This window comes from Lutibacter flavus (assembly GCF_900188355.1).
Lineage (GTDB): Bacteria > Bacteroidota > Bacteroidia > Flavobacteriales > Flavobacteriaceae > Lutibacter > Lutibacter flavus.
Genome location: NZ_FZNX01000001.1, coordinates 329,697 through 342,593 on the forward strand (window position 1 = coordinate 329,697; position 12,897 = coordinate 342,593).

A 12,897-nucleotide genomic window follows, 5' to 3' on the forward strand; every position below is an offset into this window, starting at 1 on the left:
GCAAAGGTACGCTTAATTATAAAGCAAAAAACAAATATTTAATTTAATTGTAGTTTAATCAATTCTGAACTAAATTTTGGAGAGTCTAAATAGGTAAAACCATTTGAAACAATACCTTCTTTGTTAATCATTATTGTTCTAGGGTATCTACTGGTTAAATATTGATGCGCATAACTGTCATTAGTCAGTTTGTATTGCTTACTAAGATTAAGTAAGTTTAAATTAGGTTCTGTTGCTATATCTTGAAAACCGGGGTTCATATTTATTCCGATAAACAACATTTCAGGATTGTTTTTTTCTAAATATCGAATTCGTTTTACCAAATAATCAAACGACATATATTCTGCTGACCAAAAGTAAACTACTGCATTTTTATCTTTTATAACATCACTAATATTTGAAATTTCACCTTTATAAGATTCGATTTCAAAATTGTTTAACGGTTTGTTATTTAAAACAAATTTACTATCATTTACTAAATTTTTAACTTGAGAAACATATTCTTCATCAGTACAATTTTCTATAAAGACATTTAAAGTTTCTTGATTTATCGAGCAGGTTGATTCACTTTTTAAGAAATCTTCAACTACAATACCTTTTAATAAAATGTTTTTGAATTCTTCTAATTCTACATTTTCAATAATAGAATTTAAAATATTTATAGTAATATTATTTTTAGAACTATCCTTTTCTTTAGTTTGATAACTTAAATTGTATAAATAGTTTATTACATAATTTCTGTATGGATAAAAAGAAAGCAAGTTATCTTCATTTAAATTTATGCTTTTTCTATAATTATAAAAGTTCTCTGAAACTTTAGGGAATTTAGAAAGTTTATGTGCTTTTTTATAGTAGTATGGATATATTTCCTTTAACCTATATAATGGATAATGAATTGCAGTATTTGTGAGTTTTTTAAAACCGTCAGAAACATTTAATTGGTTGGTTGTAAATTCATTATAAATATTTTCTCTTTCCAAAGCTAAAGAATCAATTTTAAATTGAAAGTCTTTTTCGTTTAAGCTAAAATATTTATACATAGCTTTTTCTTCTTTTTCATTTTGTAAAAATAAATTTATTAAAAACTCATTTTTACTACTTCCATTACCGCTATATACAATAGATTCATCAAAATCCCAGGTATTTAACCTTATTAAAATACTATCTTTTGGCTCTAAATAAACATATTGAAATTCAATTCCATGTTTAAATGTATATAAACCTTCATTTAATGATTTATATGAATTAATAAATCTGTTTTGACTATCTAATGTTAAAGTATCTATTATTTTATCATTCTTTAAGAATAGTACAAAATTGGATTTTGGATTTATTATTTGACCTCCAAAATAAGTTGTAACATCATTATTCTTAGATGAATTACAACTAAAAATTAAAAGGGTTAATATGCTGCTAACTATATATTTCATGAGATTAGGATTAGAGCAAAAATACGCACATCTTTAGGTTCTGGTTGTTAATGACTTGTTAAATTAAATGTTTGAACACTTATTTTTTTGTTAAAAATTATTTGCACAAATTAAATAAATATTAGTTAATCTAATTTATTACTTTTGCACCGCAAAATAAAAAAATAAAAATACAATGCTTTCAGTTTCAAATTTATCTGTACAATTCGGTAAACGTGTTTTGTTTGATGATGTAAATACAAAATTTACCATAGGAAATTGCTATGGAATAATTGGAGCCAACGGTTCTGGTAAATCAACTTTTTTAAAAATTATCTCAAATCAAATTGAGCCAACTTCGGGTCAGGTTCATTTAGAACCAGGAAAACGTATGTCGGTTTTATCCCAAGACCACTATGCTTTTGATGAATTTCCGGTGCTGGATACAGTTTTAATGGGAAATAATAAGTTGTACACTTTAAAAAAAGAAATGGATGCCATTTATGCAAAAGAAGATTTTTCTGAAGCAGATGGAATTAAGGCAGGAGAACTAGGAGCTGAGTTTGAAGAAATGGGCGGCTGGAATGCAGAAAGTGAAGCAGCGTCATTATTATCTTCTTTGGGGATAAAAGAAGAAATGCACTATACATTAATGTCGGAATTAGACGGAAAGTCTAAAGTACGAGTTTTAATAGCACAGGCATTATTTGGAAATCCAGATGTGCTAATAATGGATGAACCTACTAACGACCTAGATTTTGAGACAATTGGTTGGCTAGAAAACTTTTTAGCAAATTATGACAATACAGTTATAGTTGTATCGCATGACCGTCACTTTTTAGATGCAGTTTGTACGCATGTTTCTGATATTGATTTTGGAAAAATTACACATTATTCTGGTAATTACTCATTTTGGTATGAGTCAAGTCAACTAGCTGCAAAACAAAGAGCTCAACAAAGTAAAAAAGCTGACGATAAAAAGAAAGAATTAGAGGAGTTTATTCGTCGTTTTTCTGCAAACGTTGCAAAATCTAAACAAGCAACCAGTAGAAAAAAAATGATTGAACGTTTAAATATTGATGAAATTAAACCATCAAGTAGAAGATACCCTGCAATTATTTTTGAAAGAGAAAGAGAAGCAGGTGATCAAATATTAAATGTTGAACATTTATCTAAAGCTACAGAAGAAGAAGTTTTATTTAATGATATTCATTTTAACTTAAATAGAGGAGATAAAGTTGCATTAATATCTAAAAATTCCAGAGCAGTAACTGCTTTTTATGAAATTTTAAATGGTCATTTAAATGCAGATAGGGGTAAATTTCAATGGGGTGTTACCACAAATCAATCGTATTTACCATTAGATAATGCGGAATTTTTTACAGATTCAAGTTTAAATTTGGTCGATTGGTTGCGTCAATATGCAAAAACTGAAGAGGAAAGAGAAGAAGTTTATTTAAGAGGGTTTTTAGGAAAAATGATTTTTAGTGGGGAAGAAGCACTTAAAAAATGTAATGTACTTTCTGGAGGAGAAAAAGTTAGATGCATGATGTCTAGAATGATGATGATGAGGGCAAACGTTTTAATGTTAGATGAACCAACAAATCATTTAGATTTAGAAACTATCCAAGCTTTTAATAATTCATTAAGTAATTTTAAGGGAACTGTTATATTTACAACTCATGATCATGAGTTTGCACAAACGGTTGCTAATAGAGTAATTGAAATAACACCAAAAGGTGTTATAGATAGATATTCAACATTTGATGAATATTTAGAGGATCCAAAAATTAAGGAATTAAGAGAAAAGATGTATAAATAATAAAAAAGGGAGCAATTGCTCCCTTTTTTATTGCCCATTTCTTCTTCTTCTACCAAATTCTTGTAAAATTCTTCTGTTAAAATCTTTTTCAGATTTTTGAAGTTTCACTATTTGTATTGCAGATATTATTTTGGAAAGTTCTTTTATCATTTTAATTTTGACATCTGAAATTTCTTTTTCGTAAATAAGTGATTGATCAATTATTTCCTGTGCTTTTTTTTCTGTTAAACTTTCAATTCCACCAGCTATCTGAATTTCTTGAAACATACCACCTTCAAGTTTAAATTTTAGTTCCTGAAGTTTCTCGGAGTATAAATTGTAAACTGGCCAAAATTTTTCTGCTTCATTTGGTGTTAAGTTTAAAGCTTCAGTGATAAAAGCTGTTTTTAGAAGCTTTATTCGTTGCCTATTCATTTTTTGAGCAAAAATTGAGGAAGCTGTAAATATTAATATGACTGCTATAATCAGTGTTTTTTTCATTTTTTTAAATTTAATTTTCAAAAAATAATTCTTCTATTTCATTTTCATTTAAATAATCTAAAACTTCACTGTCAGAGATAGATGAAATAAAATGAGAATCATCTAATTCAACATCGGGAAAAACTAACGTTAAACTTTCAGCATCAAAATTAATACTACCATTTTCAATAAATTCTTCAATTTCTGAGGAGGTAATTGATTCAAAGGAAATATCTTTTGAATTATTATTTAATAGAAAAATTAGTAAAAATGAAGCTGCAATTGCAAGAGGAGCAACGTATTTAGTTGTTTTTTTAAGTGTTATTATTTTTGATTGAGATTTTAATTTTGAAAGTACATTTTCTTCTAAATTATCGAAATAATTTTCTGGAATTGTATTGTTTTTTTCTGTTTTAAAAGTTTGTGCTTTTAATTTGGTAATAACAACATCTTCTAAAGAATCAAAGTAATTATTTGGTGTTTTAAAATTTGGAGTTCTTGTTTGAATATTTAAATTCTTAGATTTAATTTCAGCTACAACACTATCTTCAATGGAGTCAAAATAATTTTCAGGTACCTGAAATCCAGATTCCTTAGGAGTTATTTCACTTAATATTGGTGCTATTTTATTTAAATCTTTATTTGTCATTTTAATAATTAGACATTTATTTATAGGTATGGTTTAATGAGTTTTTAAAAATGCTTCAATTTTTTTTACAGCATGAAAATAGGAGGCTTTTAACGCTCCTACAGATGTGTCTAAAATTTCAGACATATCTGCATATTTCATTTCATCAAAATATTTCATATTAAATACCAACTGTTGTTTATGTGGTAAAGAAACAATTGCCTTTTGCAATAATAATTGAATTTCATCTCCAGTAAAATCTATATCATTATTCAAATTTTGAACCGTATTAAGTTGTAATTCACTTAAATCTACATGTTGTTTTGCGGCTTTTTTATTGATAAAAGTGATGGCTTCGTTAGTAGCAATGCGATATATCCAAGAATATAATTTACTATCTTCTTTAAAATTATTAATATTTTTAAAGACTTTTATAAAAGTATTTTGAAGTACGTCATCAGCATCATCATGTACATAAACAATTTTACGAATATGCCAATACAAACGTTCTTTATACAAAGACATTAAACTTCTGAAAGCTTGTTCCTGAGTTTTTTTATTTTTTAGTTGAGCAACTAATAATTTATCGTCATTCACTTACTAATGTTTGTTATTAGACGATTAAAATTAAGAAAGGTTTAATTGATAGCCAAATAAACTATTTTTTTAAAAATTTTCTTCTTGAATAACCGAACAATCTTTCTTCTTTAATTGTTTCAGCAATACCTTTAGGAAGCATTTCTTCCCAACCTTGTTCTCCATTGGCAATCATATCCAATACTTTTCTTGAGAAAACTTCTAAAATATCTGGGTTAAAATCTTTAATATCAACAACTTTACCATTGTATTTAAAGAATTTATACAATTCTTTCATTCTTGGATGAACTTTCAAGTTTTCACTAGTTTTAAGTTCTCCAGTGCGTTCATCTTTAAGTGGGTATAAGTAAACTTTTAAATCTTTAAAAAATAATTTACCAAATGCTTCTAATATTCCACCACTTAAATTACGGTAATATTTTTCATTAAAAATTTGAACAAAACTATAAACACCCATTGCTAAAGCAATTCTTTCTTTTGTGAATTCTGAGAAGTATTCAACCAATTTATAATATTCCTGGAAATTGGTAATCATCACATTTTGCCCAAGTGAGCACAGTAATTCAGCTCGATCTAAAAAGTCTCTTTCATCAATCTCGCCCTCTGAGCTTAAATTTGTTAAGGTAATTTCAAAAATAATTTTGGCGTTTTCTTCTTTAACTTTACTTTCATTATAAAACATTTGTTGAGCCAGTTTATACATGTCCATGTTAACCTTTGTAACTGGTCTAAAACTACCTCTTAATGCTAAAATATTTGCTTTGTATAATTGTTGTGCCGGTAATAAGTTATTACCATCAGGACCAAACATTACGGCATTTGTCATACCATTTCTTACTAAAAGCAAACTCATTAATCTATTATCAACATACGAAAAGCGTGGTCCCGAGAAATTAATCATATCAATTTCCAGTTGAATTTGATGTAAATTATCGTAAAGTGATTTTAATAATTCTTTTGGTTTATCATTTAAATAGAATGCACCATATACTAAATTGACTCCCAGAATACCAAGAGTTTCTTGTTGTAGTTTTGCGTCAGTTTCTTTAAATCTAACATGTAAAACTATTTCGCTATAATCTTCTAAAGGATCTAATTGAAATTTAATACCAACCCAACCGTGTCCTTTAAATTTCTTTACAAAATCAATGGTGGTAACTGTATTGGCATAAGAAAAGAAAATTTTATCGGGGTGTGTTTTTCTACTTAATCGTTCTTCAATTACTTCAATTTCATAAGTAAGCATTTTTTTTAAACGATTCTCAGTAACATAACGCCCATCTTCTTCTACTCCATAAATGGCGTCAGAAAAATCCTTATCATAAGCACTCATTGCTTTGGCTATGGTTCCAGAAGCCCCACCAGCTCTAAAAAAGTGACGCACAGTTTCTTGTCCTGCTCCAATTTCTGCAAACGTACCGTAGGTATGCTTATTAAGATTAACTTTTAAAGCTTTATCCTTACTTGATAATACTTGGTTAATATCTTTATCACCTTTCAATTTTAAAGCCATTTTCTTTTTTCTTTTTTGCAAAAGTATGAAATAATTTTGGCTCAAAAAAAATAGGGTAAAAGTTTAATTTTACCCTATTCTAAAAAAATTTGAAATTATGTTTACATATTTTTAAGTTCTGCAACTAATTTAGTTAATGCTTGTTTGGCATCACCAAATAGCATTGAAGTTTTTTGATTGTAAAATAATTCATTTTCTATACCTGCATAACCAGGTTTCATACTACGTTTATTTACAATAATATGTTTCGCATTTTCTACATCTAAAATAGGCATTCCATAAATTGGACTTGCAGGGTCGTTATGAGCTGCAGGATTTACAACGTCATTTGCACCCACAACAAATACTACATCAGTACTTTTAAATTCTGGGTTGATGTCTTCCATTTCAACCAATTTATCATAATCAACATTTGTTTCTGCTAAAAGAACATTCATATGTCCAGGCATACGACCAGCCACCGGATGGATTGCATATTTTACATCAATACCTTTGCTTATAAGTAATTGTTCTAATTCATGAATAATATGTTGAGCTTGTGCAACGGCTAAACCATAACCAGGAACAATAATTACCTTATTAGAATAGTTCATTAAAATTGCAACATCACTTGGTGATGCTTCTTTAATATTTCCTTGAACTTTATTTCCTTCGCCGGCAACAGCAGCGCTTCCTTCTCCAAATGCTCCAAAGATTACATTAGATAATGGACGGTTCATAGCTTTACACATTGCTAAGGTTAAGATTGTACCTGCAGATCCTACCAAAATACCACCAGTTAACATTACCATATTTCCATATAAGAAACCTCCAAAAGCAGCGGCTAATCCTGTAAAAGAATTTAGCAAGGAAATAACTACAGGCATATCTGCACCTCCAATTGGTAACACAAATAAAACTCCATAAGCTAAAGCAGCAAAGAATAATATGTATAAAAACATGGTGCTATCTAATCCGCTGATAACTATATAGGCTCCAAAACCTAGAATACCAATTAAAAATAAATTATTTAAAATATTGTATTTAGGTAAACGAATTGGTTTGTTTAGTGTTCCGTTTAATTTTGCCCAGGCAATCATACTTCCTGAAAAAGAAACACTACCAATTATCATTCCTGCAATAATTGTTAAAATAGAGAGTTGGTCTCCAACATAATGATGAAATTCAATTAAACCTATTAATGCAGCACTTGCTCCACCCATACCATTAAAAATCGATACTAATTCTGGCATTTTGGTCATACCAACTTTTTTGGCAACCATCCAACCAATTATAGTACCAATAATAATTGCTGCTGCAATTAAAATATAAATAGTATTTGAAACTTCACCTTGATGTAAAAAAATGGTGCCAAAAATGGCTAATGTCATACCAGCCGCTGCAATTAAATTTCCTTTTCTTGCAGTTTCCGGGTGTCCTAACATTTTTAAACCTAAAATGTAGGTTACCGATGCTATTAAATATATAAACTCTAGACTAAATACGTATTCCATTATTTTTTCTTTTTAAACATTTCTAACATGCGATCGGTAACAACAAAACCACCAACCACGTTCAAAGTTCCAAGTAAAACTGCTACAAAACCAAGTGATAACGCTAAAATATTATCAGGTTCTGCACCGAGCATTACTAAAATTGCACCAATAATTACAACACCATGAATTGCATTTGCGCCAGACATTAAAGGTGTATGTAATACGGCAGGAACATGTCCAATTATTTCAACTCCAACAAATATCATAAGTATTACAATGTATATCATTTGAAGATTATTGCTAATAAAATCTATAAATTCAGTCATATTTATTCAGTTTTTCCGTTTTGTCTTATTTCTCCGTTGTAAACAATTAATGTTTTGTCAGTTATTTCTTCTTCTAACTCCCATTTAAATTCGTTGTCTTTTGCTAGATGTTTAATAAAGTTAAACATGTTTTTACCATATAAATCACTGGCGTTTGTTGAAACACTTTCAGGAGAAATTGTAGTTCCAATAATTTTAACACCATGTTTTATTACAGTTTTATTTAATTTGCTCGTTTCAACGTTTCCACCTTGTGCAGCTGCTAAATCTATAATAACAGCACCGTTTTTCATTTGTTTAATTTGATCTTCAGTTATTAACACTGGAGATTTTCTACCTGGTACCATAGCAGTTGTAATTACCAAATCTGCTTGAAATAGAGATTTATTAACCGCTTCTTTTTGCCGGCGGGCATAATCTTCAGAAGCAGCTTTTGCATAACCACCTTCAGATTCTTCACCTGTATTATCTACTGATATGAATTTTGCACCAAGAGACTCTGTTTGCTCCTTAGTTTCCATTCTAATATCTGTAGCTTCAACAACAGCTCCTAAACGTTTGGCAGTTGCTATTGCTTGTAAACCGGCAACACCAACACCATAAACTAATACTCTTGATGGAGTTATAGTTCCGGCTGCAGTCATCATTAATGGAAATATTTTTGTCATTTCGTATGCTCCTAAAATAACAGCTTTATAACCCGCTAAATTACTTTGAGAGCTTAAAACATCCATATCCTGGGCTCTTGAAATCCGTGGCATTGCATCCATAGAAAAAGCTGTTGCGCCTTGCTTAGCAATTAATTTCATGTCATTTGGATGCGATTTATGGAAAAGTTGAGCCATAATAATTTGACCTTTTTTCAACTTTTCAATTTCGTCGTTATCAAAAGGATTTATCTTAACTATTACATCTGCATTTTTAAAAATATCAGATTTGCTTCTGATATGAGCGCCAACTTTACTGTAATCAGAGTTTTTAAACGAGCAAGAATATCCTGCGTCTTCTTCCACCAATATTTCAAATCCTTTTTCATTAAGTAATTTGGCAATATTTGGTGAAATCGCTACGCGTTTTTCGCCTTTTTGAGTTTCTTTTAAGATGCCTATTTTCATTTATTTAATTTTAAAAAATGATGAATAATTTTATTTGGTAAATTCAAGAAAGGGTCTTGAATTAAAGATTAATGAGTATTCAGAAAAAAGAAAACTAGCAATAGAGCTAGTTTTAAGAAAGCATAATTTTTTATTTAATTTTAACACACGTAAAATTAAAGTCATAATAATTAACACATTATAAAAGTTAACCTGGGGTAAATTATATAACTTCATTTCACTTGTATTATTTATACTTAGTAAATTTAAATATTATTTTAAGCTTAAAAGTTGACATAAGTCACCCTTTTAATAAATTGACAATAATTATAGGTTATTTTATGAATTGTGTAATAATTATTACAAAAACAATAGTCTAAAAACATATTTTTTAATGAAGTTGAGTTTGTTAAATGAGTTTTTTGATTGGTTTTATATTTTTTGCTTTTAAAGATTAACTGTATTTTTATAAAAAATTATAATTTTGAAAATAACATTTTTGGGAACTGGAACGTCACAAGGAATTCCAGTAATAACTAGCACACATCCAGTTTGTTTATCAACAAATAAAAAAGATAAACGGTTACGAGTTTCTATTTTAGTTGAATGGGAAGAATGCACCTATGTTATTGATTGTGGGCCAGATTTTAGATACCAAATGTTACGTGCAAATGTTCAAAAAATAAATGGTGTTTTAATTACCCACGAACACGCAGATCATATTGCAGGATTGGATGATTTGCGACCTTTTTGTTTTCAGATTGGAGCAGTCCCTATTTTTGCTCAAAAAAGAGTATTGGATAATTTAGCCTATCGTTTTGAATACATTTTTAATGATAATTACAAATATCCAGGAGCACCTAAAGTTATTCAGGAAGTTATAGAAAATAAACCTTTTACACTTAAAAATTTAGAAATTATTCCAATAGAGGTGATGCATGGTGAACTAAAAATATTTGGTTACAGATTTAATAATGTAGCCTATTTAACTGATGTTAAAACAATAGATTCAGTAGAGAAAAAAAAATTACGAAACCTTGATGTTCTAATTATTAACGCGATTAGATTCAAACCTCATCATTCTCATTTAAATTTGGATGAGGCTCTTAAATTAATAGAAGAACTAAAACCAAAAAAGACCTATTTAACACATATTAGTCATCATTTAGGTTTTCATGAGGAAGTGGAAAAAACATTGCCCAAAAATGTGTTTTTAGCTTATGATGAGTTGGTTTTAGAAATTTAATTTGTTCTAGGTTGGTTTGTTAAATGAAACGTAATTTCACCACCATTTTTAATTTCATCATATTTTAATGAAAAGCCATCAATAATATTTCCATTAACATCTACTTTTTCAACATAAACATTTTCTTTTCCTTGGTTTACAGTTTTTATTGAAATGGTTTTTCCGTTCTCTAAATTTATAATTGCATTGTTTATCATTGGGCTTCCTATTGCATATTCATTTGAAGCCGGAGTAACTGGATAAAAACCCAATGCACTAAAAACATACCAGGCACTCATTTGCCCGGCATCATCATTACCACACAAACCATCTTCACCATTGCTGTACATAGTGTTCATAATCATTCTAACGCGTTCTTGTGTTTTAAATGGATGATTGGTCCAATTGTATAAATAAGGCATATGATGCCCCGGTTCGTTGCCTTGCACGTAATTACCTATAATTCCATCTCTTGTAATATCTTCGTTTTTTTCGATGTATTTATCTTCAATTTCAGTATTGAAAATATAATCTAAATGTTTAGAAAATTTATCTTTTCCACCCATCATCTCAATCATATTATCTATTTCCTGAGGCACATATAAGCCATAATTTAAAGCATTTCCTTCAATAAAACCTTGTCCGTGAGTATCAATTGGATCAAATTCTTTACGCCATTCTCCGTTAGCTAATTTTGGTCGCATATACCCAATTTTCTCATCATACACATTTTTATAATTTTTTGAACGATTTATATACCTATCATAAACTTCTTCATTTCCTGCTTTTTTAGCAATTTGAGCAATACACCAATCATCAAAAGCATATTCTAATGTTTTTGAAACGGAAGCAGCACTTTTATCTTCGGGTACATAACCAAGTTTCATATATTCTCCAATGCCATCAAAATAGGTGAGCGTAGCTGTGTTTTCTGAAGCTTTTAAAGCTTGGTCAATATCAACATCAGTTGTGCCTTTTGCAATAGCATCTGCAATTACTGTAACAGAATGATACCCAACCATACACCAGTTTTCATTTGCATAATGACTCCAAACTGGCAGCATTTTATGCACACTTTGATCGTGATGCGCCAACATAGATTTTACCATGTCGTTGTTTCTCGCTGGTTGAATGATATTGAATAAAGGGTGTAAAGCTCTATAAGTATCCCAAAGTGAAAAAACGGTATAGTTTGTAAATTCGTTAGACAGGTGAATATTTTGATCTAAACCTCTATAAGAACCATCAACATCTTCATAAATAATTGGACCTAACATTGTGTGATATAGTGCAGTATAAAAAGTTTCCTTTTGTGCTATTGTTTCAGTTTCTACAACAATTTTATTTAATTCGTTGTTCCATTTTTGTTGGGTTTCTTCTTTAGTTTTATTAAAATCCCAATGAGGAATTTCAGCTTCTAAATTTTTTAAAGCCCCTGCCGTACTCGTATTTGAAAGTGCAAATTTTATTTTAATTTGTTCGTTTTCCTCTGTGTTAAAATTGAAATAAGCTCTTATATTTTTTCCAGCCATTTCAGGAAAATTTTCTTCTTCATTAAAACGTCTGTAAAATCCGTTGTATTTAACGTCATCATATTTTTTATGACCATAACTTTTAAATGGTTTTGAAAATTCCATTGCAAAAAACACTTTTTTAGTTCTTGCCCATCCTTTTGTTTGTCTGTACCCTGTTACTAATGAGTCGTTTTCAACTCTTATAAAAGTCCAAACATTTTTGCCATCGTAATTATAAATATTTGAAATTAAATCGAGAATAATATGTGAATCTTTTGATTTTGGAAATGTGTATTGATGAAAACCAACTCTATTTGAAGTAGTTAATTCGGCTTTTATTTTATAATCATCCAAATCTACTTTATAGTAACCTGGTTCAGCAAATTCATTTTCGTGAGAATATTGAGAATGATAGCCACTTTGTGGAATTGCAGCATCTCCTGGCTCTAAATTTAAACTACCAGTTGTTGGCATTACTAGAAAATCGCCTAAATCTGAATGACCAGTTCCACTAAAATGGGTGTGACTAAAACCATAAATGGTTGAATCATCATATTGATAGCCAGCACAATATTTATAAGTATCCGGATTGTATTTTCCATCAATAAACATAGGTTGTTGATTCGTTTCCGGACTTAATTGAACCATACCAAATGGGGAAGTAGCTCCGGGAAAAGTATGTCCCATATTTTTGGTTCCGATAAATGGATTTACAAATGGAAGTAAATTAATTTTATTAGCAGCGTTAAAATCTGCTTCAACTGTATTTTCTTTATTTGTACTACAAGAGCTTACTAAAATTGATAAAATTAAAATGTTTGCTATTTTTTTCATT

11 protein-coding genes are annotated in these 12,897 nt (G+C 29.3%); 2 read left to right on the forward strand and 9 right to left on the reverse strand.

All coding sequences use genetic code 11. From position 1 onward, the window contains the following. Positions 1-38 precede the first annotated feature (38 nt). Positions 39-1,430, reverse strand: coding sequence for a hypothetical protein (locus CHB63_RS01415; protein ID WP_089376651.1), 1,392 nt, complete (start codon positions 1,428-1,430; stop codon positions 39-41). Positions 1,431-1,605: 175 nt separating this feature from the next. Here CHB63_RS01415 and CHB63_RS01420 point away from each other — a divergent pair, with 175 nt between their 5' ends. Further along, positions 1,606-3,231, forward strand: a complete 1,626-nt coding sequence (locus CHB63_RS01420; RefSeq protein WP_089376652.1) for an ABC-F family ATP-binding cassette domain-containing protein — start codon at positions 1,606-1,608, stop codon at positions 3,229-3,231. A gap of 27 nt (positions 3,232-3,258) precedes the next feature. Here the strand turns inward: CHB63_RS01420 and CHB63_RS01425 are convergent, their stop codons facing one another. The 7 genes from CHB63_RS01425 to CHB63_RS01455 all read right to left on the reverse strand — a co-directional run bounded on the left by CHB63_RS01425 (position 3,259) and on the right by CHB63_RS01455 (position 9,344). Further along, positions 3,259-3,711 (reverse strand): hypothetical protein, encoded by a 453-nt coding sequence (locus CHB63_RS01425; RefSeq protein WP_141107236.1) that lies wholly within the window; start codon positions 3,709-3,711, stop codon positions 3,259-3,261. A 10-nt stretch (positions 3,712-3,721) separates the two neighbouring features. Next, a complete protein-coding gene (locus tag CHB63_RS01430; protein WP_089376654.1) occupies positions 3,722-4,339 on the reverse strand; it encodes a hypothetical protein in 618 nt (205 codons plus the stop codon). Positions 4,340-4,372: 33 nt separating this feature from the next. Then, positions 4,373-4,915, reverse strand: a complete 543-nt coding sequence (locus CHB63_RS01435; protein ID WP_245856729.1) for an RNA polymerase sigma factor — start codon at positions 4,913-4,915, stop codon at positions 4,373-4,375. Between the two features lie 61 nt (positions 4,916-4,976). Continuing rightward, entirely contained in the window at positions 4,977-6,428 is a 1,452-nt protein-coding gene (locus CHB63_RS01440; protein WP_089376655.1) for a nucleotidyl transferase family protein, read from the reverse strand. A 101-nt stretch (positions 6,429-6,529) separates the two neighbouring features. Next, positions 6,530-7,921 carry an NAD(P)(+) transhydrogenase (Re/Si-specific) subunit beta gene (locus CHB63_RS01445; protein ID WP_089376656.1) on the reverse strand — a complete coding sequence of 464 codons (1,392 nt, stop codon included), beginning with the start codon at positions 7,919-7,921 and terminating at the stop codon, positions 6,530-6,532. Continuing rightward, the gene (locus CHB63_RS01450) at positions 7,921-8,229 is read right to left on the reverse strand and encodes an NAD(P) transhydrogenase subunit alpha (RefSeq protein ID WP_089376657.1); all 309 of its coding nucleotides are present in this window, start codon (positions 8,227-8,229) and stop codon (positions 7,921-7,923) included. The genes CHB63_RS01445 and CHB63_RS01450 overlap by 1 nt, the downstream gene beginning before the upstream one ends. Before the next feature lie 2 nt (positions 8,230-8,231). Beyond that, positions 8,232-9,344: a Re/Si-specific NAD(P)(+) transhydrogenase subunit alpha gene (locus tag CHB63_RS01455; RefSeq protein ID WP_089376658.1), complete on the reverse strand. Its 1,113-nt coding sequence runs from the start codon at positions 9,342-9,344 to the stop codon at positions 8,232-8,234. A 463-nt stretch (positions 9,345-9,807) separates the two neighbouring features. On the opposite strand from CHB63_RS01455, the gene CHB63_RS01460 reads away from it, so the two are divergent. Continuing rightward, entirely contained in the window at positions 9,808-10,569 is a 762-nt protein-coding gene (locus CHB63_RS01460; protein ID WP_089376659.1) for an MBL fold metallo-hydrolase, read from the forward strand. Here CHB63_RS01460 and CHB63_RS01465 read toward each other — a convergent pair. Continuing rightward, the gene (locus tag CHB63_RS01465) at positions 10,566-12,896 is read right to left on the reverse strand and encodes a GH92 family glycosyl hydrolase (protein ID WP_089376660.1); all 2,331 of its coding nucleotides are present in this window, start codon (positions 12,894-12,896) and stop codon (positions 10,566-10,568) included. The genes CHB63_RS01460 and CHB63_RS01465 overlap by 4 nt on opposite strands. Position 12,897: the final 1 nt, after the last annotated feature.

Bases quoted from the DNA above. Each gene is read 5' to 3' on its own strand.
- CHB63_RS01420 (WP_089376652.1), top strand. From the start codon at position 1,606: ATGCTTTCAGTTTCAAATTTATCTGTACAATTCGGTAAACGTGTTTTG.
- CHB63_RS01450 (WP_089376657.1), bottom strand. From the start codon at position 8,229: ATGACTGAATTTATAGATTTTATTAGCAATAATCTTCAAATGATATAC.
- CHB63_RS01465 (WP_089376660.1), bottom strand. From the start codon at position 12,896: ATGAAAAAAATAGCAAACATTTTAATTTTATCAATTTTAGTAAGCTCT.
- CHB63_RS01415 (WP_089376651.1), bottom strand. From the start codon at position 1,430: ATGAAATATATAGTTAGCAGCATATTAACCCTTTTAATTTTTAGTTGT.
- CHB63_RS01455 (WP_089376658.1), bottom strand. From the start codon at position 9,344: ATGAAAATAGGCATCTTAAAAGAAACTCAAAAAGGCGAAAAACGCGTA.
- CHB63_RS01445 (WP_089376656.1), bottom strand. From the start codon at position 7,921: ATGGAATACGTATTTAGTCTAGAGTTTATATATTTAATAGCATCGGTA.
- CHB63_RS01440 (WP_089376655.1), bottom strand. From the start codon at position 6,428: ATGGCTTTAAAATTGAAAGGTGATAAAGATATTAACCAAGTATTATCA.
- CHB63_RS01430 (WP_089376654.1), bottom strand. From the start codon at position 4,339: ATGACAAATAAAGATTTAAATAAAATAGCACCAATATTAAGTGAAATA.
- CHB63_RS01425 (WP_141107236.1), bottom strand. From the start codon at position 3,711: ATGAAAAAAACACTGATTATAGCAGTCATATTAATATTTACAGCTTCC.